Here is a 26,297-nt window from a genome sequence, read left to right as displayed (position 1 = left end):
GCAATATTCATAGATTGGCATTTCCCTGAGTTAATTAAGACGTCGAAAGTTAAGCAATCTTATGCTTAAAAAAAAGCACCTCATTTTGAGGTGCCCGTAGTTTATATGACAATGGCTTTTGGCAAAAGCCAAAGGCACATTTATTTCTTAACAGCTGCCATTTGCGCGGCGACTTCTGCAGCGAAATCTTCTTGTTTTTTCTCAATACCTTCGCCAACTTCAAAACGCACAAAGTTAACAACTTCAGCGCCTTTAGATTTCAATAAAGCAGCAACTAATATGCTGGGGTCTTTAATGAAAGGTTGGCCTGTTAAGCTAACTTCACCGGTAAACTTGCTCATACGGCCAGCTACCATTTTTTCTGCGATCTCAGCAGGTTTGCCTGATTGCATAGCGATGTCTAATTGAATTTCTTTTTCTTTCGCTACCACTTCAGCAGGTACATCTTCAGGTCTAACAAACTGAGGATTAGCTGCTGCAACGTGCATTGCAATGTCTTTAGCCAATTCTTCATCGCCACCTTTAAGGATAGCCAATACGCCGATACGTGCACTGTGTACATAGGCACCAACGTTATCACCTTCAACCGAGACAACACGGCGTGGGCTGATGTTTTCACCAATTTTGGCGACTAAAGTATCACGTACTTCACTAACCTTGCCGCCTTCAACTTCTAGGCCATTTAAGGTTTCAATGTCGTTTACTTTATTAGCATTAGCTACGTTGATCAATTTGTCACCAAAGGCAATAAATCCTTGGTCACGAGCAACAAAGTCTGTTTCGCTGTTAAGTTCCAGCATGGTGGCAACACCATTAGCTACTTTGGTCAAGATAACGCCTTCAGCGGCGATACGGCCTGCTTTTTTAGCGGCTTTAGCTTGGCCAGATTTACGCATATTTTCAATCGCAAGTTCGATGTCACCATTAGCTTCAACTAATGCATTTTTACAATCTAACATGCCCGCGGCGGTACGCTCGCGTAATTCTTTAACTAGGGCTGCAGTCACTGCCATTTTCGTTTCCTCAGCAAATAAAATTCTTGATTAAGTGTTAAAAAACAGGGGCTGCTGCCCCTGAGTTTTACATTTTTATCGGTACATTCTTATTCTAAGAATAAGCCTGCACTAAGCTACGTTTGAGCGATGATTACTCAGCCGCTTCAACAAACTCGCCTTTTTCGGCTTGTACTACGATGTCTTTTTCACGACCTTCTGTAACGGCAGCGGCAGCGGCGTTCAAATATAATTGAACTGCGCGGATCGCGTCATCATTACCAGGTACGATATAATCAACACCGTCAGGACTAGAGTTTGTATCAACGATAGAAATAACTGGAATACCAAGATTTTTGGCTTCAGTAATAGCAATGTGCTCGTGATCAGCATCAATTACAAACAGAACGTCAGGTAAGCCGCCCATGTTTTTAATTCCACCCAAACTGCTTTCTAGTTTGGCCATTTCACGTTGCAACATTAACACTTCTTTTTTGGTAATTTTATCAAAAGTGCCATCTTGACTTTGTTGCTCAAGATCTTTTAAACGTTTGATGGATTGACGTACTGTTTTCCAGTTAGTCAACATGCCACCTAACCAACGTTTATTTACATAAAATTGGTCACATTTGTCTGCAGCTTCTTTGATTGCGTCGCTCGCGGCACGTTTAGTACCAACAAACAAGATCTTACCTTTTTTAGAAGCAACGCTGCTCACAAAGCTTAAAGCTTCATTGAACATAGGAACGGTTTTTTCTAAGTTGATGATATGAACTTTGTTACGTGCACCGAAAATGAAAGGTTTCATTTTAGGGTTCCAATAACGAGTTTGGTGACCAAAGTGAACGCCTGCTTGAAGCATGTCGCGCATAGATACATTTGCCATTATAGTTTCCTTAAGGGGTTAGGCCTCCATATATCCCAGTACTCGATCCTCTACTGATAAACTAGTAGAAAACACCCCGAACACTGTGTCGATATATGTGTGTTATTTAAGTTAGTTTCGCGACAATCAGCAGACTTATTTACCTGCATTGATTTCAGCGGGGCGCTTTATACCATGGCTTAGCGCTTTATTCAACGTTTATACCCAAGCAATCTGAAAATGCAGGATTCAGCTTGCTAGGGTATATAGGGATCGGCCTATACATCACTTAAGTGAAAAGTTAAGATAGAGGCTGATTAAACCGTCAATGTTAAAAAAGATAGGAACACCGTTTTGCCTGCGACTATTAAAACAGCTTTAGAAATTGAAAAAATGCGTATCGCCGGTCGTTTAGCCGCTGATGTTTTGCAAATGATCGAGCCTTTTGTCAAAAAAGGCGTGACTACCGATGAACTCAATCAAATATGTCACGACTTTATTGTCAATGAGCAACAAGCGATCCCTGCACCGCTCAATTACGGTCAGCCCCCTTTTCCTAAATCTATCTGTACCTCAGTCAATCACGTGATTTGTCACGGCATTCCTGCGGACAAAAGCTTAAAAGACGGTGACATAGTTAATATTGATGTGACCGTTAAAAAAGACGGTTACCACGGTGATACCTCAAAAATGTTTGTAGTGGGTAAACCGTCTATCTTAGCCGAGCGTTTGATCCGGGTGACTCAAGAGTCGTTGTACATGGCGATTAAGATGGTCAAACCCGGTGTTCGTTTAGGTGATATAGGTCATATCATTCAGCAACATGCCGAAGGCCATAACTACACCATAGTGCGTGAGTACTGTGGCCATGGCATCGGCGCTAATTTTCACGAAGATCCCCAAGTAGTGCATTATGGCAAACCCAATACTGGTGAGGTACTTGAAGAAGGCATGTGTTTTACCATTGAACCGATGATCAATGCTGGACAACGTTATTCAAAAGTTCTGCCTGACAGATGGACAGTGGTCACTAAAGATCGCAGTTTGAGTGCCCAATGGGAACATACTTTATTGGTGACGAAAAATGGCGTAGAAATTCTGACCTTACGTGACGATGAACAAATCGACCGAATCATTAGTCATTAATCTTATATGCCAGTCTGATTTCAAACTGGCAATAGAACACCGCAAATGACACAGTATTACTCCATGATCCAAGCAAGATAACCCTATCTTTGTAGAGTTGACTCCCTAAGCTGAATAAAAGGAACCTGACTTGTCGTTACAAAGCCTCGTTGCACAAATTAAACTTATTAATTCCGCTGATAATATTGCGGGTTTTAAAACCTGCATCGCCAACAGTTACGAATGGTTAAACAGTGAATTTTGCCGTGGCGACGTAACTGGGCTTGTCACAGGCAGAGCCACTTTTGTTGACAGTCTATTGCGACATTTATGGCGATTGGTTGAACTCAACCAACAAAAACATCTCAGCTTAGTCGCCGTTGGTGGTTATGGCCGCGGCCAGTTACAGCCCTACTCCGATGTGGACCTACTCATATTAAGTAGCAAGACCTTTTCTAAACAGCAACAAGACATGATCAGCCGTTTTATTACCCTTTTATGGGATATCGGTCTGGACGTTGGTCAATCAGTCAGAACCACCAAAGAAACGTTTAACCAAGCTAAACAAGATGTCACTATCGCCACCAATTTAGTTGAAGCCCGCTTATTAACTGGCAGCCAAGATAGTTTTGATGAGTTGCAAACTAAACTGCATTCCCGTTCATATTGGAGCAGTAAAGACTTTTTCCTCGCTAAACTTGAAGAGCAAACCCAGCGCCATTCCAAATTTAAGGGCACCTCTTATAACCTAGAGCCTAACATCAAAGAAAGCCCTGGTTGCCTACGTGATATTCAATCCATTGGCTGGGTAGCCAAAAAACATTTTAAAGTGGTTGATGGCACCGAATTAGTCAAAAAGGGTTACTTTAACGAGCAAGAATTCGAAGAGCTTCTTGAGTGTCGCGACCATTTATGGCGTATTCGTTTTGCCCTACATTTAGTAGCCGGGCGCAGCGAAAATCGTTTGTTGTTTGATTTTCAAACCGACATTGCCAGTAAACTAGGTTATGGCGAAGAAGGTAAAGAATCCGTAGAACGCATGATGAAAGCGTTTTTTCGCACGGTTAGGCGTATCAGCGAATTAAACGAAATGTTGCTGCAACGTTTTAGCAACGATGTACTGGGTGCCAAAGTCAAATCCAGTAAAACCATCACCGCCGAATTTGAAACTCTAGATGACCTAATAGCACCTCGTCATAACGATGTTTTTAAGACACCGGAGAACATTCTAGAATTTATACTTCTGATTGCTAACAATCCCGAAATTAAGGGTTTGCATTCCAGCAGTTTGCGCCAATTACGCTTAGCCAGACGTAAGTTACATAGCCAGTATTTTTCCGAGCGAGAGGCTTGTCGTGAGCTGTTTATGCAGCTAATTAAACACCCTAACTTTTTTGCGCTGGCCTGGGACATCATGCACAAACACGGCATATTGCAGGCCTACTTACCCCAGTGGGACAATATAGTCGGCATGATGCAGTTTGATTTGTTTCATGCTTATACGGTTGACGAACACACCCATCGTTTGGTTAAAAATATTCAGCACTACGGCCTGCCAGAAAACAAAGACTTTCCCCGCTGTGGACGTATCGTAAAAAATTTGGATAAACCCGAGTTGTTATACATCGCGGCGATTTTCCACGATATTGGTAAAGGCAGAAATGGCGATCACTCAAAACTTGGTGCCATCGACGTTGAGCAATTTTGTATCACCCACAAGATTGAGAGTAAAGATGCTGAGCTAATCAAATGGTTAGTTGAAAGCCACTTGTTGATGTCGGTTATTGCCCAGCGCCGTGATATTTATGATGCCGATGTGATCAACGAGTTTGCCACAGCAGTGCGTTCACAACACAACCTTGATCATTTATATGTACTCACTTTGGCGGATATTCGTGCCACCAACGATAATTTATGGAATGACTGGAAAGCCTCCCTACTGCGTGAGTTATATCTATTAACCCAAAAAGCCTTTGATAATGGCTTGGAATGTAAAGTCGCAATACAAGACAGAGTGGCCGAAAACCAAGCAAAGGCACGAGAAATATTGCTCGAAAATGGCATGAACCTAACCCAGATAGAACAATTCTGGAAGCGCCTGAGTGATGATTATTTTGCCCGTTTCAAACCCGAGCAAATAGCATGGCACGCCAATGTTATTCTCGCATCTCACCCCATGACTGATGATTTTTTACTGGTTGAAGCTAACGAAACCACGGCTAAATCAGGCACCGAGTTAATTGTATATGGCAAGGTGAAAAAAAACATGTTTGCCCAGATTGCCTCGGTATTAGATAGCCGTAATGTATCCATCCACGATGCGCAGATCATGCGCACCCATGATGGTTATATCTTTGATAGTTTTATTATTCTTGAGCACAATGGTGATCGAATTAATTCAATTTCCCGACTCAATAGTTTGAAAAAAGCCGTTGAAGATCAACTCACTAAACCCGGCCTAGAACATAACAATAAACGTAAAATGTCCCGCCAGATGAAACAACTGGATGTACCTACCAAAGTGCGTTTTTATTCCAGTCAAACTAATGTCAGTTTGGTTGAAATCGAGGCACTCGATGCGCCAGGTCTGTTAGCCAAAATTGGCGAACTGTTTGTAGAATTAGAATTCAATTTACACATGGCAAAAATATCTACGATTGGCGAGCGAGCCGAAGATTTATTTATTGTCAGTAACAGCGACAATCTACCTTTGTCACAAAATCAACAAGTACTTTTTAGAAACCGCTTAAACGAAACCCTGCATTAATACCGAACCATAGTGATAAGTGCTCGCTCAGCGAAATTTTAAAAGGCTTAATCAAGGTGCTTGAGTGAAGGAATAGTGATGCTCTTTCGAGCGCAAGCAACGCAGAACAAGCTCTTTTAATCACAAATTACATCCTGTTAAGCGGTTTTAGCAGGGTGTTGGTTTTTATTTTTTGCCCATGCTCATCACCATATAGGCTTTACTAAAACGTGAAGGTTGTGCGCGGTTAAGCGACGGGGGTGGCTGACTCGTGAGTTTAAAACCAATTAACCAAATACCAATAAACAACAGAGACGCCGGAATCGGTAAGGCGTTTAGCTCAAGCTTGGTTAAATATAAAACGATAGTAGGCATCTGTTGTTCAAGCTCGGCCAACAATGACGAACTTGGTGAATGCGCTAATTCAGGCTGGGTTTGAGTTAGCAGGGTATTGTTATCTATATCTAAGGCGGTGGTTGTATGCCCACCCTGTTCATCTTCGGGTGATACGGCAACAAGATAACAGTTTTCTGGTTCTACCATCGCCAACTCTAAGGCTTTGGCATCTTGTGTCAAAAGTATCAAAACACTGCAAAATATCAACACTATCATTGTGCTTGCTCTGGCCATGTCCTTCCTCACTCAGCGCTATAACAAAATCTTACTTACTATCTAATAACAGGGTTAATTAGACAGCTTGAGCAGATTAGAACAGAGCTTGAGTAGTGACAAATGCAAAATTAATTGCTTTCAGATTAGTTTTTTTTATCTGACCAGTGGAGTTCAAACAGTAAGTTATTGAGCCACAGCTCAAAAGCTTTGATGATGGGTTTATCTTTATCCTTTTTACGATAGACCAAACAAGGTTCACCATAAAGTGTCGTTTTGTCACCAAAAGGCGTTAGCAAATCGCCGCGCTCAATCATTTGATTAATGATGGGCAAATACCCCATCGCAATGCCCGCGCCACTTTGGGTAGCGTCCAGTACCGCTCTAAAACTGTTGAGCATTAACTCATTGCTTTTGGGCGCAGCATAACCCCACTGTTTTAACCACAATGGCCAATTAGCCATGTCTACCGAGGTGCGGATCAATCGACAGTTTTGCAGAGTATCTAAGTTTGCCTGAGGATTTTTTTGTAAATACAGCGGGCTACAAACCGGGGTAATAGCAATCTTAAAAATCGGTCGGTAAATTAAATTAGGCTCATCACCTTTGACCCGCCGAATTGCCACATCCAAGGTTTCAATGGCAAAATCTGCCCTGCTCGCATCTGAATCAATCTGGATATTAAAATCTTGTTGTTGTTCTTGAAATGAATGGACATACGGCGCCAGCAGCGTACTCACTAACATAGGTACGGTATTAATCGTAAAGGTAGATTTTGTCTGGCTGCTGATTAGCTCATTGGTGGCACTTTGCAATTGCTGTAAGGCGTGTTGAACCTGAGCAAAGTATTGTTCTCCTGCCGGATTTAACACTAACGAGCGATTAAGGCGGGTAAACAAATCGATACCAAGCTGTTCTTCTAAGGTACGAATTTGATGGCTTACCGCAGGTGGCGTTATATATAATTCTTCAGCGGCCTTTTTAAAACTTAAATGGCGCGCGGCAGCTTCAAACACTCGCAGAATATTAAGCGAAGGTAGGCGATGATTCTTTTGATTATTCAAGTATACCTTTCTTGCCTTAATTAGGCCCAACTAGCGTATAAAACACCTGATGATATTGATTATCCTAAAATAAAAATCGTTAAATTACATCTATTTATGCTGTTTAAATGAGCATATCTCATACGTTTTTAACTTGGGTTTAAACCAGCAGGCAAGATAAGTACCCACACTTTTACCAATGTAATATAAACACCACAAAACTGGCACCAAATTGTCACACTCCTAACTTAAGCTGGGCCAACTACCCTAACGTTGTAATGAGTTTATGTTTACTGTTGACGAAGTCCTGCTCAAACATTATCCCAATATTGCCAACAAACCCTTACTCTCTAAATCACTTACCTTTTTATTACGACGTTTGTTACATGAGCGAGAAATGCATGAGTTTGCAACGCTCTACCCTCATTTACGTGGTTTAGATTTTGTTGAACAAGTACTGGATTATTTTAAAATCTCGTATTCTGTGCGCGATGTTGAAAAAGAACATATTCCCAACGAAGGGCGCGTGGTTATTATCGCTAACCATCCAATCGGTTCACTAGATGCGTTAGCGTTGATCAAATTAGTCAGTGAAGTACGCAAAGACATCAAAGTTATCGCCAACCAATTATTAATGGCGCTCCCCCCCTTACACCCCTTGTTGTTACCCGTTAACAATATGCAAGGTGGCACAGCAAAAGAACACATTAAAAGTATCCAACAACACCTAGAGCACGAAGGTGTGGTGATTGTATTTCCGGCTGGAGAAGTATCTAGGCTTAGACCTCAGGGTATCCGTGATACCAAATGGCAAAGTGGGTTTTTACGTATTGCTAAACAAACCAAATCTGCGATTTTACCTGTTTACATTGACGCCAAAAACTCCACACTCTTTTATAGTTTATCCATGTTGTACAAACCTTTAGCATCCATGTTATTGGTCACTGAAATGTTTAAACAACAGCGTAAACACTTGCCCATTCGTATTGGTGAACTGATCCCTTACAGCTCCTTCGCAACAAGTAATTTGGCTAAAAAGTTACAAGTATCACAGTTTAAAAAACATCTTTATAAAATTGGCAATAACAAACCTGGCATCTTTATTACCCAGAAGCCCATCGCCATGCCCGAAAACCGCCAAGAACTTAAGCAGGCGCTAAAACGCCATTGCCAACGTTTAGGTGAAACAGCTGACGGGAAAATCATCTACTTGTACCAACATGCAGAAAGCACAGCCATCTTGCGTGAAATTGGCCGACTACGAGAAATCGCCTTTCGTGCAGTGGGTGAAGGCACCAACAAAAAACGTGATATCGATCACTACGACCAAGATTATTTTCAGTTAATCTTGTGGGATCCAGAAGAGCTAGAAATAGCAGGAGCCTATCGTTTTGGCGACGCCAAAAATCTGATAGCTAAAAATGGTCTTAAAGGCATTTATTCCTCAACCCTATTTGATTACAGCCCTGCGATGAATAAGTATTTTGAACAAGGTTTAGAATTAGGCCGCAGTTTTGTACAACCCAAATATTGGGGTAAACGTAGCTTAGACTATTTGTGGTATGGCATAGGTGCATTTTTACAACACCATCCGCAGTATCGCTATTTATTTGGCCCCGTTAGTTTAAGCAATAGCTACCCACAAGCGGCTAAAGAGTTGTTAGTAAACTTTTACACTCTGTATTTTAAACAGTCAGCACCTGTCGCCACCTCAAAACATCCGTATCTGTGTCATCTGCACAAAGAGTTTTTTAGCGGCGAGGACTACCAGCAAGATTTTAGCTTACTCAAAAAGCTGTTAACCAACATGGGTGTTGCAGTGCCTACCTTGTATAAACAGTACACCGAAACCTATGACGAAGGTGGCGTGCATTTTATCGATTTTAATATCGACCCAGATTTTAACGATTGCATCGATGGGCTAGTGATTGGGGATATTAGTATGTTGAAAGCCAAAAAACGCGCAAGGTATATGCCGAATGCACCGGCGGTGGAACCGCAATAGCTTTGAAAGATGAAGCGCTACGCGCACTTATCGCTGCGCGACCGCAATCCATTGCTTTCTTCAAGCCGCGTCCCTGCGGCTTGAGTTACTTCTTCTCAACAGCCAGAAGAAGTAGCCAAGAAGGGCCGCTCTCCGGCCAACTTACTTATCCAATTTTATCAGAACCTTGTTGATCAAACCGGCACGGAGAGTATGTCCCTATACTCACCTCGCCTTGTCCAGACGTCCTGTCTAGCCATTTGACAAGGCACTAATAAAATTGGGTAAGTTGGAGTCGAGAGGAAAAGCACACTCTTCGAATTAACGCCCATTAAAAAAGTTAGACAATTATTAACTTAATAAAGAACAAAGGAAGATAAGCCAGTAACTTATCCCTATGTACTTTTTTTACTCAAAACATTTTAACCAAGGCGAATAGACATAAATTCTATTAAGCCTCTTTGGTCAAGTTGTAGAGTAATAACAAATGTAATTTCACCTTCGATAAACCTATCAGGGCCAATCTTTCGAATATACTTATGCTCATCTAAGAAGCTGACTATGCCTTTATGTTTACTCTTTTCTGTGACTTTTAAAATAATGGAATTCAATCCAACCATTGATTCCTGAATGTTCATTTCGCTGTAGTCGTACTCATTACCCAAAGCCCGAAACATTTGATCCTTTAGTTCGTTTTTTCTTGTTAAGACGGGCTCCATATCAGGAAAAACCGTTTCGATTTTTATGTCTGAAGACAATAGAGCGAGGTAATTATTAATATCTTGCTCAGCTGAATTAATTTGTTGCAGCTTATTTTTAGCCTCTACATAACGTTGTGCATATTGCAGCAATTCTTGTGCTGAGAATCTCTCCATAGCGCCAACTTGTATGGACACAATTACTAAAAAACAAATTATGTATTTATACATCGCTCCTCCTTGTTTACCTGACAGCTTATTAATTAGAGTCATTTTAAATTGTGATTTAACATGGGCTACATGTTCACGACTATAGTTTAGTTTTCAATAATTCCAAACTCTTCAGCAAAAGCGCATTGGTAATTTTGTTTGGCAATTGATGTATTTAACTAGACGCTAACAATGTGCCTTTTCCCGAATAAAAGCCCTTCTAGCCCTACTTATGACGGACTGAAGCTCGACTTACAAAACGTCAATATCCTACACTTTTGTAGCTTGAGCTTTAGTCCATCGACTTTGGCAGCGAAGCTGTGCTTTTTCTTCCTCTCGACTCAAGGCTCGCCGCTTATTGGCTAAATTATGCGGGTCAATTGGCAAGGATAGCCAATTGAGCTTTTCGCTGTCGGGAACAGCTAAAAGCGGCCTGCTTAATTTAGTTAATAAACGGAGTAAGAGCCTTGCTGGAGAGCGGCCCTTTTGGGTTACTTTTTGCGGCTGTTGGGAAAAAGTGACTGGCATATCAGGGATAACATGTCATAAACGCAATGGATTGCGGTCGCGAAGCGATAAGTGTGCGCAGCACACAATCTTAGCTTAAGGCCGCAGGCCATAAGCATGTTAGCGTTTTGGCACCAGCAACGCGGGGTCCAATCGTTCACCAAACCAATTGATCCGCCAGTCAAGATGCGCTCCTGTTACTCGGCCTGTGGCACCAATTTTAGCGACTAACTGACCTTGTTTAACCACTGTGCCCTGCTCTACTGTTGCTGCACTTAAATGCAAAAAAGTAGATGAAACGCCCATGCCATGGTCGATGATCATGGTGCCGCCTGAATAATACATATCACTTACGTACAAGGTCACTATGCCATCGGCAGGAGCGTATACGGGGGTACCTGTTGGCCCAGCCACATCTACACCATAATGAGGATTTTTGGGCGTACCGTTAAATACTCGTTGGCTGCCATATACACCACTTATCGGGCCTTGGGCTGGCCAGATAAAATCTTGCATAAAGTCAATACGCTGATCATTGTTCTGCCTGGCTTTGCCAATCTGTGCATTATCTTGTTGAATGCGTTTAGTGACTTCTGGTGGAGGCGAAACATACTTGCCCTCTACCCCTTCAATACGTTGAATATCATATTCACGAGAGCTGATAACTAAGTCTTTGCTGTGTTGTTTACCCTTTTCGTCTAACCAACTTAGCGTGTTTTTTAGTTCAGCATCACGATTAAAACCAAAGGCAAAATGACCATTAGAGCTTAGGGCTATGGGTTTGTTATTTAACTTTAACTGACTGCCGCCAATTAGACTGCCACGGATTAAACTGCCTTGAGTTAGTTCGCCCTGCATGGTTAATTCTGCGGCTAGTCCACTCAGGGGCCAAACCAATAACAACATCGCACTTAAAAACTTAAGCATAAGCAATAGCGCCCTTGCCTACACCTTCAAAGGCTAAAACTTTGTAACTATGCGACAAGTCCAAACGTTTGTGTTCGTTGGCCATAAATTGGGCTAAACATTCTACCGTGGTATCCGTATCAATCAGCTCTGATTCGGCCTTGGGTATCGCTAGTTCAAAACGACCTTGTGAAGACTCATAAGCAAACAACCAATGCGCGTTAAAATCACCAGTGTCTAATTTAAAACAGACATCAGCCGTTGTTACGACATCCTCGGTTGAACCTATGTAAATGTCTGCCCAACGCTGTGCCCAATAAGTTTGTAACTCAAGGCTGTCTTGTTGGTCTTGGTAGACTAAAACTTTTGAACGATGACCATGGGCGATACGTTGGCAGTTGCCATCATGCTTTTTTAAACCGTGGGTATAGTGGTAATAAGGTGTATGGATAACTTCAGCACGTAACATTAATTCAATGCCTTCAACGTTATCGGGCAAATGGGTGGCGATCACATCTTTTAAATAATCACTAACCGTAGGCATGGTTACTTGGTCAGCATAGACAAAAGCATAGGCCTCGGCCGGGCAGTTTAAGTGGATAGAACGCCCTTGTGGGCGCATAAAATCCACTTTTACATAATCGGTTTTATTATCCCTTTCTACTTGGCTGTAACTATGTTCAACCGGCACCAGTAATTTGTGATCAATATGCAAATCAATCAGATACTTAAGTTGTTTTTTAACCTTAGAAAAGTCCAGCACCATGCTCTCTTCATTAAGGTCACCGTTGAGGATCACGTCCACAATCCAGCTTTCGCCTACCATGCCACGCTGCGGGCATAGATAAGAAAAATCCATCACGGTTAAATCGTTAACAAATAATTGCATGTTTGCTTCCGCTGTTATTTCCCACTCTCACTCCAGTATATCGATTCATTTCTATCTGTCAGCTTTGCGCTTTAGTTAATTGATCTTTTAAATTAGGTGGTATGCCGCGGATCATTAAGGTATCACTTGATGGATCATAACTGATCCTGTCACCAAGTAACGCACGTTCAAAACTTAAACTGATACCACCACCAGCCCCACTAAATTTAGCTAAGGTTTTTAGTGCACTGCGATCCGCTTGGAAATTATCCTCAACGGGTTGTTCTGCGGTTTGATTAAACTGATAAAAACTGTTTTCTTGACCCGGTAATTTAGTGGCTAACTCTTTAACTTGAATGTCTTCGCCCTGTTCAAGTTTTTCTTTGTAATATTCAGCGACCTTTTGACGGGCCTGATGTTTTTCATGAGGATCGAGTTGTTCAGCCGCTAAATAGGCATCAACAGTATTAAGCAATTGTTTGTTTTGTTGTTTGATGTCGACCAATTCTTCACAGCCAATAAAGTGCATAAAAAAGTCACTTACCTTGCGACCCATACGCCCTTTAATAAAACTGATATAACGTTGTTGCTCGGGCATTACACTGAGTTGGGTTAAATCGATACGCACCGCTAACTGCATTTTGGCTAAATCTAAATGGTCGCTGGCGGTAAGTTCTAACTCACTGGTGATTTCAACATGTTGCTTAGTATTGATAATCGCAATCATCAAATAATCGGTGGCTAAAAACTGATAGTGACTAAATATCACGAAGCCGGTTTCGACACTGGCGGTATCCAACAGGGATTTTTTCAGTTTTTCACTGGCGCTAATACTAAATTTTACAAAGTCGCCTTCGACACTAATCGCATCTTTAAGCAAATCGGCAAAGGGCGTTTGTGGTTCTTGCTGTTCGTCTGCTGATCCTTCGTCAACTTGCGCTACAAACCCACCGACCCCTTTGGCGGGTTTCACATTAAAGGCGTGATTAATTTGCTGCGCCAAATCTTCAATGGCAGGACTGACATCAAAACAACGATTACGCGGGATCAAGACTAATTCTTGCTGTTGATTAATGCTCAGTTGATGAACAACAAAATGGTGAATTAAAGCACTCACAGGGTATCCTTTTTGGGTTTGGCTAAACTAATTTCATGCAAGAGACCAATAATAGTCATATCCTTCATCCTTGAAACTGCAGTTTGGTTGGCTGCACTCATTCGCCCCAATCACTAAGTAAACTAAGCTTATGGGGTCTCATTCATTTGCCGCCGCCGCGCAATTCCAATGATTTTGGGTAGAATGCTAGGATTATTCGCATTTTATCCCCAGCATTGTTACTATCTCGCTAATTGCACTCGCTATTATTTTCTGAGCTCTTTACATGCCACAACAATCACAATATTCAGACAATCAGTTTGAAATCATCATGCATGACATCATTGTCGTACTTGAAAAACATCAGGTTAAACGCGATTTGTCGTTAATGGTCTTAGGTAATGTGCTTACCACCATTTTTCAACAGCAAGTGCCTGAAAATCAGCGCGCTAAAATGGCCGAACAGTTTACACAAGTGCTACTAAAAAGTATCAATGGAAAATAAAAAAGTTCTATGATTTTAGTCGAAACACCACGCCGCAAGTTAGTCACTCAGTTAGTTAATTGGGGCCATTGGTTTGCTCTGGTTAATATTGTAACCGCCATTATTATTGCGGCAATTTACATCGTAAATTCTCCCGCACCAGGTACACCTTTAGGTACCTTGTTTTTATTTACCAATTGGATCAGCCACATAGGTTTTTTAACCTTTTTTGGGTTTGTGATCTTCATTTTACCCCTGTGTTATTGGGTGCCTAAGGCCAAAGTAGTTAAAATTGCGGCTTCTATTAGTGCTGCGATTGCCTTGGCTTTATTGGCTTTTGACGCACTGTTGTACAACAAATATGGCGTGCACTTAAGTTTTAACTCGGCCAACCTCATCCGTAATGAAGCGCAAACTGCCCTAGCCGAATTTGGTTGGCAACAATGGGGCTTTTTGCTGATGTTGTTTGTGGTGTGGTTATCGGTACAATTAATTGTGGCCAATGCCTTGTGGCAACGTATCGAACGCCTACAAAAACGTAAACTAGGCCTACCGATTACGGCATTTTTTGTCACCTGTTTTGTTGCCAGTCATGCTTTACATGTATGGGCTGACGCTAATTTGTATCAGCCCATAGTACGTCAGGATAATATGTTTCCTTTGTCTTATCCGGCAACCGCTAAAACGCTGTTAGCCAAATACAATTTGCTGGATTATGACAATTATAATCAGCGCAAAGAATTGCAATTTAACCAAGATATCGCCGGTATTAGCTACCCAAGTGAAGCGCTGTATTGTCCAGTTGATAAACAAAATAAGGTTGCCATCTTAGTCGTGATAGACGGTGAATTACCTAGTAATGTAAGTGGTTTGATGCGAGTTAATAATCACTACGGAATAAATTCAACTGAAGTGGGTAGTATCAATTCTGTGCTGTATGGCTTGCCAGAGCTGTATCACCATGCATTAAAAAACTATGCACCTATCTTATTAGAACTACCACAATCCCAAGGTTTAATGGTATCGCTGTATCAAGCAGACTCAGGGCAACAAAGTTCATTGACTCCTTTTCAAGACAATTGGCAAGACTTCAAACAACAACTACAAAGCGGCAGCAGTAATCTAGCTGTTGGTTTTATCAGTGCCGAACAACTAAACGAGCTCATAACAGACGAATTTGTTAATCAATATAAAATCATGCTCAGTAGTTTTACTCATACCAACAACTTTGCACAAAGTTTGATGAGTAATTTTAGTGTTAACCATACTGTGTCTAATCGCGAAGACTTAGCCCCAACAGCCTTAGACTTGCTTGGCTGTAAAGCCCAGCCTAAAGCCTATAGCACAGGTACAAGTCTCACGAGTAATAATACCGCTGATTATGTGGTTAGTACGCAAGGTAGCAAAGTGATGTTATTTACCGCTGATAGTCGTATCGAAGTATTGAGCAATGGCAATGTCAGGGTGTTTGATATTCAAAGCGGTGATGAAATATTTAGCCCAGTAGATACCAACCTACTCAGTCAAGCCATTAAACGATTGAGTCGTTTTTCGGCAAAACGCCAACCTTAATAGCCATCCATAACAAAAACCAATAACATAAAAGCCTGATTATTCAGGCTTTTTTTGCATTAACTTAATATCAAAGTCGGTGTTCACCAAGTTCAAGTTGTCTAACAATAGTTGCTTTTTCTCGGCAGAAATCGTCCAGTAAAAGGGCGTCATCATTAATAGGTTTTGTCTTTGTTCAAGACGAGTTAAGTGCATAGTAAAACTGAGCCTTGTTTGTGAAACTAAGCTAAAACCTTCTGGGACTGTATTATCTAACTGATGTTTTTGCGGCGTATCATACACTTGCTGTTTGAGCGCAAAAAGATGGTCGGGAGCGGGATCAACACTTAACCACCAGCCTTGGGGTTTTAAAATTCGTAGGATCTCCGCTGCACTGCTTGGCGCAAAAACCTGAATAAGCGCATCCTGACTCGTATTTTGCACTGGCAAATTAAAACTACTGGCAACCGCATAAGCGATATCTGGGTGTTTTTTGGCTGCTTTTTGAATGGCAGGTTTAGAAATATCGCTGGCACTGGCATTAATCGATAAGCCAGCCAAGTTTAATTGCTGTTTGATTTTGGCCAAATAATAGCCCTCACCACAGCCTGCATCGTATACATTAATTGGCTCTCTTACTTGCCCCAAAACCTCTGTTAACAACGTGGCCACTTGCTTAGCTAAAGGTAAATAATGATCTTCTGCCAAAAACGACCGTCTGGCTAACACCATGTCTTTGTTATCACCGGGGTCTTTGGAGTTTTTGTGTTGAGCTAACAGTAAATTTACATAACCTTCTTTAGCTCGATCAAAACGATGTTGATTGTCACAACACCACGAGCCAACAAGGTAATTTAACTTGAGTTTACATACGGGGCACAACCAACGGGAAGGTATTTGATTATCTGTGCTCTCACTCATGCTCATACAAACGCCATTCCTAACAATGAGATCTTGCCTGTTCTTGTCATATTTCACTGCCTAATTACTAGTTGGGTTTTATATTTGGCATGTAAGCACTTCTTACTCCGCTAAACAAGTACAGACGCGTTTGGATATGACAACTGCTGCTTGTTTCATCGTTTAAGTTGATACCCGTTGAGAACCTAGATACTGCTGTTTGGTAAAATCCTCTTTTGCCCATCAACACACTGCTAGCTTAAGGGCTAAAAATGCTAATATGTCCATTATTAGCGCTAAACAACGATTAAACACTGAAATGAAAACCCATTTATTTGCCACATCAGTTTTGCCTTGAGCTTTATTTTGCGGTTAGGAATAACTTACATGGATATTTTATGACAATTAGATATGCTAAGTTCTTAAAATGAACGTTTAATCAGGGGATTAGCGTGTTAAGGCCAGATTTAACTGAAATCGAAGTTGTGGGGCAAGTGTTGTGTGTCAAACTTAAAAATGTCTGGACCAAAGGTTTTGTTGCACAAGTAGATAACCATTGCCAAGAATTGGTTCAGAGCATCAAACACCAACCTTGGGCCGCCTACATTGATATTCGCGACTGGATAATGCCCTCAATCGAAGCATTAGATGGGTTCCAACGCATTTATGATTGGTGTGCTCAGAATAATCAAACTCACGAAGCAACGGTCTGTCGTTTTGATACCCAAAAACAAATTATTGGTGATGTTTCAAGTTATACACCTGAATTTCACTACTTTACCCAACAATCAGCAGAAGCAGTAATTTGGCTCAATAAACAAGGATTCGAATTTACCTTACCCGCAAACTTCAAATAAAAAGGACTAAAATTAATTTTAAAACCAAACTGTCAAATCTGCGCCTAACCAGAATTGTATTGGTCTTTAAAGCAGCGTGTCACCTCCTAGTATAAATTGCATTTTACCCTGTAATAACTACCCACTTCATATCACCACCACACTAGACTCAACACAAAACACTAATAAATCAACACCTTACATTGTGGCACATAGATAGCTTTAATTTACACACACCCATGTGTTAATGCTAATTCACTAAGGGTGTTCATAAACACTATTTCATTTAAACCACCTAAGGAGAATTGTGATGAACAAAGACATAGCAAAAGGTAAGTGGAATCAGTTGAGCGGTTCAATCCAAGAAAAATGGGGAGAATTAACCAATGATGAAATTACTGAGATGGATGGAAAATTTGATAAATTTTATGGAAAAATGCAAGAGCGATATGGCATGAGCAAAGAAGAAGCGCAAAAGGCTTTTTATGGGCTAAGCCAACCTCTAAGGTAGCAATATCGAGAGTTGAGCCATCATGCATTTCTAAAATCGAGAGGTTAACATGGACTTAATACGCATTATTTTCGCTATATTATTGCCACCTGTAGGTGTGTTTTTGCAAGTTGGCTTTAGTGGCGCGTTTTGGCTCAATATTCTGCTGACTTTATTAGGTTATATTCCAGGCATAGTGCATGCAGTCTGGATAATTGCAAAACGTTAAAACAGTAAAAACGGTAAGACTTGTGGTTGGGGAGGCATTCTCTATAGTCTTAACCGTATATACCCAAACAACCTGAAGATGCGAGTTTCAGCGTTTCTGAGGGAGTTTAGTTCTAGGCGAACTGATGCAGGAATGGCAATACCCTTTCAAATCAGTTCAACGCCGAAGTAAGCTACCTCGGAAGCGCCGTGCCGGTGGGTTTAAATCCGTTTTATACCGCGTTAAATGCTTTCGATTTAGTCCACTAGACCTTCAAGCATTTGCCTTGTCTAAAACGGATTTAATTCCCACTGAATCCTGCATCTACAGGTTGCTTGGGTATATACCCAAACAACCTGTAGATGCAGAATTATGAATACCTTCCATGGTATTCACCATAGGCCAACCTGCGGTTGTTAAAATGTGTTCCATACACATTTTTCAGTGGTTTGGTATATTTAACAATGTTTACCCAGCAACAAGCTCCCAGATACCTTCGCGTAAAATGCGACTAAAGTTGATGAAAGTCCTATCCGTCCTTCTAACAATCACCCTGTAATAATTACTGGCCACTGGTAATCCTTACGCACAATGATAACAATCAGCAAGCAATCAATAGCTTAAAAACATTCTATCTATTTGTTTTTATTAACTTTTACCCAAGTGGCTTAAGCATTGCAAGATTACACCCAAGGAGGAATGAAAGCCTCCGACATGCAAATTAATAAATTGATCCAACAAACAACTCGATTTTAAAGGAGCTATATTATGGCTACTGCAACAGCAAATACTCAAAACCAAGCAGCAAATAATTCAGGTTCACCAGTAACCAACAAAGCAAGTGCCGCCTTACATAAAACGGTGGATACTTTGGCCGAAAAAGCCGCTGGCACTGAAGAAAAACTACGCGAATCAGCCTCTCATTCTGCCGAGTCTATTGCGGCTCAACAAAAAGCAATTCAAGATAAATGGCAGAATTCGAAAGCCCGTAATTATGCCACCGAAAACCCTTTAGCAACTGCAGGTATTGCCTTTGCTGCAGGTGTGTTATTAACCACTTTGTTACGCCGTTCATAAGCTTTTATGTCTGATAAAAAAGAGCAAGCAGCACCAAGCGAAGAGCAGATGTCTTTAGCTACTCAGTCGCAGCAAATCTTAGATTCTGTTGGTGTTGTTATCTCTGACTTTCAGCAACAATGGGCAGCACGTTTTAACTTAGCGGCTAAAGAATGGCAATTGTCCAAACAATCTGCCTCAATGGTCGTTATTTTATCTCTAATGCTGGCCGCTGTTTTGTCTACCGTATGGTTAATCAGCAACCTAGCTTTGGGTTTTATGTTATTTCAGGCTGGCCTAGGAGTTTATATCCTAAGTCTATGTCTGTTAGTTTTGAACATAAGTTTAATGTTAGTGCTGTGGCTTACCATCAAAAAGCTTTGTCGTAATATCGGTTTTTCTCGTTTTATCGATACTTTATCGAGTAATACGGCGAATACAGATACAACAATGGAGTAAACCTTATGTTAGCAAACTGGTTAGTGGCCAAGGCTTTACGCGATGTAACGGAGCAAGAAGAGATAATTTGCCGCTATAAAATACAAGCTAAAGTGCATCGCTTGCGCCTTCATTACAGAACTAAATCCTTGTTAAGAAGACCGGACGCATTGGCTTTAGTCTTTTTAAGTGGGTGTTTACATGGCTATGTAGGTAAAAGACACAGTATCAAATTGGCGCCCTTAATCACAATGGCCATGAATTTATGGCGGATAAAATCCATCAGCGATGAAGGCTAAGATCAATATATCCGCCGATGTTTAGCTCTACACTTAGTAGAATTAACCTGAACGTACTGCGCGATTAATTTTCATCTTCTTCATCGACTTCAATAAAATAGGTACCCCAACCATCATAGTGAACCTTATGTTTGGTGGCGATTGCCAGTAGCTTGTCGGTGTCCTGATTGAGCAGTTTTTCATCTAACATGCGTTCAACGACAGCATCAAAACAGAAGACTTCACCACCATCGTCTAACTCTAACTCTTCAGCATCACCCACTTCAAAACCCGCTTTAAATGCATCTACGGCGGCTTTTTCTAAGGCATCAAAGTCTGAGCTGGCAAAGTGATATTCAATGGTATGGGCCTGACTATCATCACTGCCATCTTCAATCAGCGCGGCGATGGTTTCTTGATTGAATTCATACCATTGCTGTAATTCAGTTGCTGTACTCATGTTAATTCCTGTTAATTAATTTATTGGGTTAAGCATTACGCTGGGCTATTTCTGCATCTAACTTAGTGATTTGTTCACTCATTTGCTGATGAAAGTAGTTAACCCACGCTTTAGTGCCTTTGCTACTGTCCATCAACTGAGGTTCACTTGCTTCGATGAGCAAAGTACCATTGTCCCAGCGATTAAGTTTAATTTTATTATGTAGATTACTTGCAGCGATCGTGACTATCGGCTCATTACAGGCCTTAGCTAAACGAAACGCGCCTGATTTAAACGGTAATAATCCACGGCCATAACTGCGTGTACCTTCAGGAAAAAACCATACAGACAATTTTCTGTTCTGAATTTTTTTAACTGCACCTTGTAAAGTATCCTGAGCCTTACCTGAGTCTTTACGATCGATCATAATATTGCCTGACAGCCAATATACCCAACCAAAAATGGGGATCCACTTGAGGCTTTTTTTCCCCACAGTGACAGTACCTTTTTGCGCCGCAGCACAAATAGTCAGTAAATCGTAGCTATTTTGATGGTTGGCGATAAAGACAAAGGGACCACCTTGGACAACCGAAGGCGGAATACGCAGCTCAATTTTCAGGCCCAGAAAAAATACCACGCTGCTGTATAACTTACCGGCAAAGTGCACATTATCTCGATGAAATGGACGCGCAAGGCAAACAACAATCAAAATAAAGTTGATCAATAAAAAATAAAATAAAATGAAAATGACACGGATTAACGCTAACACAGACTGTCCGACATGCTAAAAATTGGCCGCTAGTATATACCCAAAATCATTGGAATTGCACAGAGGCGGCAAAAGAATGAGAGCCCATGAGCTTAGTTCACTAAGTGAGTAGGGCGAATGAATATAGCCGCCAAACCTGCAGTTTCAGGATGAAGGCTATAACACTTTCAGAGCCAGCCTAAATTAGTTCAAGTCATTGTTTTTGTTTAGATTGGTCAGACTTCCACGATAAATTTTCACATAAATAGTGAATTAAATGAATTATCTTTAAATTTAGCCGATAATCTTTGCACAATGTGGTGAAATACACCCAGAAACAATAGGAAGTTATGATGCAGACGTTTAAGCATGAAGATCTGGATGAAGACATTCTGACGGACTTGCTGGAAGAGATTAACGAGCTTTATGAAGCCAGCGAACAAACTTTAATCGAGCTAGAACTAAAACCTAAGGATAACGAATTACAACGCTCCTTATTTCGTTCTATCCACACCATCAAAGGTGATTTAGGTTTAGTCAGTTTTTCCCCGCTGATCCCATTGTTGCAGCGCGTAGAAGACTTACTGGATTTTTTACGCAAAGGCCAAATTGAATACACCAGCAACATGAGTGACTTAGTGCTGTTGACCATGGACAGAGTGAAAATTTTTGTCGAAAGTTGTATTACGTCGGGCTCCGCAAGTTACGACGAATCCTTGTTTTCGCAACTTGTTACCCAAATTCAGCGTATATCTCCTGACAATAGTCCTCTGCATGAAAAACTACTGGCCGAAGCAGTATTATTACTCGATCCGAGTTTAGACTTGCACCATGGTGATGAAGAAACCACCACCAGTACTCAACCAGCCCCGGTAAGTTTAGCCACTACGGGTATTCCAAAATCCATTAGTAATGAAAAACGTTCGGATATCGTGTTTTTTCGTGAATTAATGAAACCCATTGAAAAACGCTCGATGTATTGGGAAGGCCGCGGTGATCGTATCGCTAAGCTAGCAGCTTACATTAACAAAGTGGCAGGCTCTCCGATCGATGAAGACCAACTCGCTGTTGCCTGTTATATGCACGATTTTGGCATGGCCTTTATGCCCATTGAACTGCTGCATAAAGAAGACAAACTGAATGAGCAAGAATTTAACTTAATGCGCTCTCACGTCTATAAAAGCGCGAGATTATTAGAATATTTAACCCAATGGAATGAAGCGCGTAAAATTGTTATGCAACATCATGAACGTATCGATGGCACAGGATACCCGCTAGGTTTAAAGGAAAAGGATATTTGTGATGGTGCCATGTTACTTGGCATTCTCGATACCTTTGACGCCATTACCCATGCTCGAGCCCATGAAGCCCACTTACAACGGCCCAAGAAAAAAGCAGTGATCGAAATAAACCGCATTGCAAAAGGTCAATTTAGCACAAAGTGGATGCAAGCATTTAACTCAGGAATGGCCGCTTTACTCACTAAATAGCTAAGTTAATATGCTTATAATTTAAAGACATTTAATTATTCGGACAAAGGAACGACAGCTATTACCATGTCACAACAATTGTACCAAATAGCAAAGTATTTGATGCTAGGCTTAGGAATTGGCATCTGCTTGGCCCCGTGTTTTGTTTTTGCGCAAGTTAAAGACAGTAAAAAAATGGCCATTTCTTATGTCGTATATCCACAAATAGAGCGCTATATCGATTTGATCAGTGATATTTATACTGAACTTGGCTACGAAGTTACAATAATTCCTACCCCAGCCACTCGGGGCTTGGTCTTACTAAATGATGGTGAAGTGGATGCAGATGTAGTACGTGTAGCTAAAACCGTGCAAAATTATCCCAATGCGCTTTTAGTTGAACCTGCACTGAAAATTGGCAAACTTGTACTTATTTGTGTAAAGGATGTCTTGTGTGAGCGAAGTGTCCTACAAGATAAAAAAGCGGTGATACTCTCTACTGAGGGCATACAACTTTTTTTAACAGAACCACATATCTCTGCCCGAATAAAAAACATCCAAGCATTAACATACTCTATCGATATGTTGAAAGCGGGAAGAGCCAACTACGCTATTTTACTGATAGATGGATCCATTGATTTTACACAAGACTTTAACTTGCTAACCTTGCAAGAAATGGCGATTCACCATGTTATGCACAAAAAACACGCAGACTTGTTGCCCTTAGTCCAACAAAAATTAATCGAAAAATTACCAGCGTTTAACGCCCAAATAGAAGAAAAAAACTTAAGTTCAGAGCAATAAAAAAGTGACCTAAGTCACTTTTTTAGTCTACTTAAAGTTTGAAAATCCTAACTTACATATTCAGTTCTTTAAGTTTACGTGTCAGGGTATTTCTACCCCAGCCCAAGCGTTTAGCCGCATCTTGTTTATGGCCATGAGTATAATGCAATGCACGTTCAAGCAAGATTTTTTCAAAGCTAAGCATAGCCTCATCCAGTATATTATTTTGACCTGCTTGCAACTGTAAATCAGCCCAATTTGCTAATAATGACTGCCAGTCATTACCCTTGCTGCTAGGCTCAACCGCTAAAGGTTGTTGATGGATCTCAGGTGGTAAATCGTGAGGCAGTACTTCTTGGCCACTGGCCATCACCGTTAGCCAACGGCACATGTTTTCTAGTTGCCTAACATTACCCGGCCAAGGTAACTGGGCTAAGATCTTTTTAGTTTCTTTACTCAGTGCCTTTGTTTCTACCCCAAGTTCCACCGCGGCTTTTTGCAAAAAATGGCCGGCTAATAATGGAATATCTTCACGTCTTTCGCTCAACTTAGGAATATGAATGCGAATAACATTCAGGCGATGATAAAGATCTTCCCTAAACTTACCTTCAGCCACTCTTTGCTCAAGATTTTGATGAGTTGCCGCGATAATACGTACATCCACTGAAACAGGATTATGACCGCCTACCCGATAAAACTGCCCATCGGCCAATACCCTTAACAAGCGTGTTTGTACGCCAACCGGCATATCACCTATTTCGTCTAAAAATAGCGTACCGCCATTAGCCTGTTCAAAACGCCCTTGCCGTGCATTTTGTGCGCCAGTAAACGCGCCTTTTTCATGACCAAATAATTCGGATTCAATCAAGTCGCCTGGGATCGCTGCCATGTTCAATGCAATAAAAGTTTGTTTGGCTCTAGGGCTATGGCGATGTAGGGCTTGAGCAACTAATTCTTTACCCGTACCGGATTGACCATTGATCAATACGCTGATACTGGAACGCGACAAGCGCCCCACAGCTCGAAAAACTTCTTGCATGGCTGGCGCTTCGCCGATAATTTCAGTGGCCTTGATTAACTCGGGCGTCTGATATTGTTTGGTTTGCTCTCGCGCATGAGTCAACGCTCTGCGCACTAAATTAACTGCTTCATCAATATCAAAGGGTTTAGGCAGATATTCAAATGCACCACTTTGATAGGCATTAACTGCGCTGTCTAAGTCAGAATGGGCGGTCATGATAATCACCGGAATATTAGGGTAGCGTTTATGTACTTCTCCCAATAATGTCACACCGTCCATCTGGGGCATGCGAATGTCTGACACTATCACTTCAGGTGGCTGACCGGTTTCTAATTGCAGCAATAAGTCTTGTGGATTTTCAAAACTAAAACATTCGATACTCGCGGTTTGCAGGGCTTTTTGTAACACCCAGCGAATCGAGCTATCGTCATCCACTATCCATACGGGTTCTGAACTCATTTATCTGCATCCTTTTTATCGATTGGTAAATATAGGGTAAATTCTGTGTTGCCTGGCCAGCTATCTACTTCGATCTTACCGCGATGATGGCCTATCAAGGTTTGTGAAATCGACAGGCCCAGTCCGGTGCCTTGCTTTTTACTCGTCACCATAGGGTAAAAGAGTGTATCTTTTAGTTCTGTTGGTATACCTGGTCCATTGTCAATCAGCTGAATTTTTGCGCACAAAGGAAAGGTCACACCATGAATGATCACGTGACGTTCGATGCGAGTGATGATCTTAATTTGCGCATTTGGCGTGGCATTTTCAGTGAGTACTTGCACACTGTTACGTACTATATTCAGCGCGGCTTGTTGGATCATATCCTGATCGATATTAATGTCAGGGATACTGGGATCATAATCCCTCACAATCTTAATATCATGGTTCAAATCTAAACTGACCAAAGTACAAATTTTTTCAATAACCTGATGAATATTTTGCCAGCAAAAATTAGGTCTGGCGTTAGGTCCTAATAAACGATCCACTAAGTTAGTCAGACGATCCGACTGCTCGATAATCACCGTCGTAAATTCTTTTTGGTCAGCTGAGACTAATTGTTTCTCTAATAATTGTGCAGCCCCACGAATACCACCTAGAGGGTTTTTAATCTCATGAGCCAAGCCTCGCACCAATTCACGTGCAGCTTGTTGCTGAGCCCACTGATGGGTTTCTTGACTGATTTTTTTCTGCTGTTGAATAAGGCGAATTTCCAGCAAGATCTGCTTACTCTTACCATCGAGCATATGAGTGGCTGACACATCAGCTAATATATGACGTCCATCCGCAAAGGATATTTGCACTTCACTATCAGAAAAAGCCTCACCATGTTGGCTACTTGTACTAAATCTATCTAAATCAAGAGATGAGTGAACAATATATTGATAGACCGAACAACCGACTAATAAATTAAAGCCGCGGTCGAAAACAGATTGAGCAGCATGATTGGCATACTGTATATCTAACTTTTCATCCAACAACAAAACAGCGGTAGAAAGGTTATCTAATAAATTTTCCAAATTAAGACGCTCTGACATAAACTCATTTTCATCACGCACTTTTTCAGTGCAAATTAATTATTATCCTCCTACTTATGCACACTAATTTTATAATTTATAGCTAATTAGCATGAATAAGCGCAGAGGCTTGGTGCAAATAAAAGGTTTGCTGTCCTGATGATGCAAAGATCTTGCCTGAGTTGTCGCGTAACTTAACTTCTAGTTGATGTTGTCCACGCGGTACATTTTCTAACTTAATTTGCATTTTACCTTTTGTATTAACTAATTGATTATCAAGAAGTAATTCAAACTTTCCTAAATACTCTGGGCTAATATTAAAATTCACCATAACTTCACCAGAGTTATTTCTAATAGTTTCTTCTGCCATAGGCGAAAGAAATTCAATTTGATAATCCGGCTTTATTTTTTTGTTTAAGGCTTTGCCACTATT

At 41.1% G+C, this 26,297-nt stretch carries 26 protein-coding genes and 1 pseudogene; 13 read left to right on the top strand and 14 right to left on the bottom strand.

From position 1 onward, the window contains the following. Window positions 1–140: 140 nt before the first annotated feature. Together tsf and rpsB are read right to left on the bottom strand one after the other, a co-directional pair. The gene (gene tsf, locus AX660_RS19955) at window positions 141–1,013 is read right to left on the bottom strand and encodes a translation elongation factor Ts (protein ID WP_068381082.1); all 873 of its coding nucleotides are present in this window, start codon (window positions 1,011–1,013) and stop codon (window positions 141–143) included. A gap of 133 nt (window positions 1,014–1,146) precedes the next feature. Continuing rightward, complete coding sequence (gene rpsB / locus AX660_RS19950) at window positions 1,147–1,878, bottom strand: 30S ribosomal protein S2 (RefSeq protein WP_068381080.1); 732 nt, start codon at window positions 1,876–1,878, stop codon at window positions 1,147–1,149. 333 nt (window positions 1,879–2,211) lie between these two features. Here rpsB and map point away from each other — a divergent pair, with 333 nt between their 5' ends. Beyond that, the gene (gene map / locus AX660_RS19945; protein WP_068381077.1) at window positions 2,212–3,003 is read left to right on the top strand and encodes a type I methionyl aminopeptidase; all 792 of its coding nucleotides are present in this window, start codon (window positions 2,212–2,214) and stop codon (window positions 3,001–3,003) included. 130 nt (window positions 3,004–3,133) lie between these two features. Further along, window positions 3,134–5,749 carry a [protein-PII] uridylyltransferase gene (gene glnD / locus AX660_RS19940; protein ID WP_068381074.1) on the top strand — a complete coding sequence of 872 codons (2,616 nt, stop codon included), beginning with the start codon at window positions 3,134–3,136 and terminating at the stop codon, window positions 5,747–5,749. A gap of 165 nt (window positions 5,750–5,914) precedes the next feature. Here the strand turns inward: glnD and AX660_RS19935 are convergent, their stop codons facing one another. Both AX660_RS19935 and AX660_RS19930 read right to left on the bottom strand, forming a co-directional pair. After that, complete coding sequence (locus tag AX660_RS19935) at window positions 5,915–6,358, bottom strand: hypothetical protein (RefSeq protein WP_068381071.1); 444 nt, start codon at window positions 6,356–6,358, stop codon at window positions 5,915–5,917. A gap of 125 nt (window positions 6,359–6,483) precedes the next feature. After that, window positions 6,484–7,401: a LysR family transcriptional regulator gene (locus AX660_RS19930; RefSeq protein WP_162266436.1), complete on the bottom strand. Its 918-nt coding sequence runs from the start codon at window positions 7,399–7,401 to the stop codon at window positions 6,484–6,486. Window positions 7,402–7,666: 265 nt separating this feature from the next. Here AX660_RS19930 and AX660_RS19925 point away from each other — a divergent pair, with 265 nt between their 5' ends. Continuing rightward, complete coding sequence (locus tag AX660_RS19925; RefSeq protein ID WP_068381065.1) at window positions 7,667–9,385, top strand: GNAT family N-acyltransferase; 1,719 nt, start codon at window positions 7,667–7,669, stop codon at window positions 9,383–9,385. Between the two features lie 401 nt (window positions 9,386–9,786). Here the strand turns inward: AX660_RS19925 and AX660_RS19920 are convergent, their stop codons facing one another. From AX660_RS19920 to yejK, 4 genes are all read right to left on the bottom strand, one after another. Further along, window positions 9,787–10,293, bottom strand: a complete 507-nt coding sequence (locus AX660_RS19920; protein ID WP_068381062.1) for a hypothetical protein — start codon at window positions 10,291–10,293, stop codon at window positions 9,787–9,789. A gap of 606 nt (window positions 10,294–10,899) precedes the next feature. After that, the gene (locus tag AX660_RS19910; RefSeq protein WP_068381056.1) at window positions 10,900–11,706 is read right to left on the bottom strand and encodes a M23 family metallopeptidase; all 807 of its coding nucleotides are present in this window, start codon (window positions 11,704–11,706) and stop codon (window positions 10,900–10,902) included. Next, on the bottom strand, window positions 11,699–12,574 hold the full coding sequence (locus tag AX660_RS19905) for a 6-carboxytetrahydropterin synthase (RefSeq protein ID WP_068381053.1): 876 nt from the start codon (window positions 12,572–12,574) through the stop codon (window positions 11,699–11,701). The genes AX660_RS19910 and AX660_RS19905 overlap by 8 nt, the downstream gene beginning before the upstream one ends. Before the next feature lie 58 nt (window positions 12,575–12,632). Further along, the gene (gene yejK, locus AX660_RS19900; RefSeq protein ID WP_068381050.1) at window positions 12,633–13,670 is read right to left on the bottom strand and encodes a nucleoid-associated protein YejK; all 1,038 of its coding nucleotides are present in this window, start codon (window positions 13,668–13,670) and stop codon (window positions 12,633–12,635) included. A gap of 265 nt (window positions 13,671–13,935) precedes the next feature. On the opposite strand from yejK, the gene AX660_RS19895 reads away from it, so the two are divergent. After that, window positions 13,936–14,154 carry a YejL family protein gene (locus AX660_RS19895; RefSeq protein ID WP_068381047.1) on the top strand — a complete coding sequence of 73 codons (219 nt, stop codon included), beginning with the start codon at window positions 13,936–13,938 and terminating at the stop codon, window positions 14,152–14,154. Window positions 14,155–14,163: 9 nt separating this feature from the next. Further along, window positions 14,164–15,705, top strand: coding sequence for a DUF3413 domain-containing protein (locus tag AX660_RS19890; protein ID WP_068381044.1), 1,542 nt, complete (start codon window positions 14,164–14,166; stop codon window positions 15,703–15,705). 39 nt (window positions 15,706–15,744) lie between these two features. On the opposite strand, the gene AX660_RS19885 is transcribed toward AX660_RS19890, so the two are convergent. Next, a complete protein-coding gene (locus AX660_RS19885) occupies window positions 15,745–16,605 on the bottom strand; it encodes a putative RNA methyltransferase (protein ID WP_068381220.1) in 861 nt (286 codons plus the stop codon). 431 nt (window positions 16,606–17,036) lie between these two features. On the opposite strand from AX660_RS19885, the gene AX660_RS19880 reads away from it, so the two are divergent. The 6 genes from AX660_RS19880 (at window position 17,037) to AX660_RS19860 (ending at window position 19,911) form a co-directional block, all read left to right on the top strand. Further along, window positions 17,037–17,441: a hypothetical protein gene (locus AX660_RS19880; protein ID WP_068381041.1), complete on the top strand. Its 405-nt coding sequence runs from the start codon at window positions 17,037–17,039 to the stop codon at window positions 17,439–17,441. 289 nt (window positions 17,442–17,730) lie between these two features. Beyond that, on the top strand, window positions 17,731–17,931 hold the full coding sequence (locus AX660_RS19875) for a CsbD family protein (RefSeq protein WP_068381037.1): 201 nt from the start codon (window positions 17,731–17,733) through the stop codon (window positions 17,929–17,931). Between the two features lie 49 nt (window positions 17,932–17,980). Next, on the top strand, window positions 17,981–18,139 hold the full coding sequence (locus AX660_RS22915) for a YqaE/Pmp3 family membrane protein (protein WP_082769029.1): 159 nt from the start codon (window positions 17,981–17,983) through the stop codon (window positions 18,137–18,139). 747 nt (window positions 18,140–18,886) lie between these two features. Further along, on the top strand, window positions 18,887–19,195 hold the full coding sequence (locus AX660_RS19870; RefSeq protein ID WP_068381034.1) for a DUF883 domain-containing protein: 309 nt from the start codon (window positions 18,887–18,889) through the stop codon (window positions 19,193–19,195). 6 nt (window positions 19,196–19,201) lie between these two features. Next, window positions 19,202–19,633, top strand: coding sequence for a hypothetical protein (locus tag AX660_RS19865; protein WP_068381031.1), 432 nt, complete (start codon window positions 19,202–19,204; stop codon window positions 19,631–19,633). 5 nt (window positions 19,634–19,638) lie between these two features. After that, complete coding sequence (locus AX660_RS19860) at window positions 19,639–19,911, top strand: hypothetical protein (protein ID WP_068381028.1); 273 nt, start codon at window positions 19,639–19,641, stop codon at window positions 19,909–19,911. 64 nt (window positions 19,912–19,975) lie between these two features. Here AX660_RS19860 and rraB read toward each other — a convergent pair whose 3' ends face one another. After that, window positions 19,976–20,350, bottom strand: a complete 375-nt coding sequence (gene rraB, locus AX660_RS19855; protein ID WP_068381025.1) for a ribonuclease E inhibitor RraB — start codon at window positions 20,348–20,350, stop codon at window positions 19,976–19,978. 28 nt (window positions 20,351–20,378) lie between these two features. Continuing rightward, window positions 20,379–21,098 (bottom strand): 1-acylglycerol-3-phosphate O-acyltransferase, encoded by a 720-nt coding sequence (locus AX660_RS19850; RefSeq protein WP_068381022.1) that lies wholly within the window; start codon window positions 21,096–21,098, stop codon window positions 20,379–20,381. 332 nt (window positions 21,099–21,430) lie between these two features. Between AX660_RS19850 and AX660_RS19845 the strand changes: the two genes are divergently transcribed. Continuing rightward, the gene (locus tag AX660_RS19845) at window positions 21,431–22,567 is read left to right on the top strand and encodes an HD domain-containing phosphohydrolase (RefSeq protein WP_068381019.1); all 1,137 of its coding nucleotides are present in this window, start codon (window positions 21,431–21,433) and stop codon (window positions 22,565–22,567) included. 66 nt (window positions 22,568–22,633) lie between these two features. Next, entirely contained in the window at window positions 22,634–23,350 is a 717-nt protein-coding gene (locus tag AX660_RS19840) for a hypothetical protein (RefSeq protein WP_068381016.1), read from the top strand. A 52-nt stretch (window positions 23,351–23,402) separates the two neighbouring features. Here AX660_RS19840 and glnG read toward each other — a convergent pair whose 3' ends face one another. The 3 genes and pseudogenes from glnG to AX660_RS19825 all read right to left on the bottom strand — a co-directional run. Beyond that, window positions 23,403–24,809, bottom strand: a complete 1,407-nt coding sequence (glnG, locus tag AX660_RS19835; RefSeq protein WP_068381012.1) for a nitrogen regulation protein NR(I) — start codon at window positions 24,807–24,809, stop codon at window positions 23,403–23,405. Next, window positions 24,806–25,885: a nitrogen regulation protein NR(II) gene (gene glnL, locus AX660_RS19830; protein WP_068381217.1), complete on the bottom strand. Its 1,080-nt coding sequence runs from the start codon at window positions 25,883–25,885 to the stop codon at window positions 24,806–24,808. The genes glnG and glnL overlap by 4 nt, the downstream gene beginning before the upstream one ends. An 82-nt stretch (window positions 25,886–25,967) precedes the next feature. Further along, window positions 25,968–26,297: pseudogene (locus AX660_RS19825) on the bottom strand (DUF4124 domain-containing protein); the annotation flags it as partial.

The sequence above is a fragment of the Paraglaciecola hydrolytica genome, assembly GCF_001565895.1.
Lineage (GTDB): Bacteria > Pseudomonadota > Gammaproteobacteria > Enterobacterales > Alteromonadaceae > Paraglaciecola > Paraglaciecola hydrolytica.
Note: the sequence above shows the minus strand (reverse complement) of the source record. Positions and strands in the feature narration are given on the sequence as shown.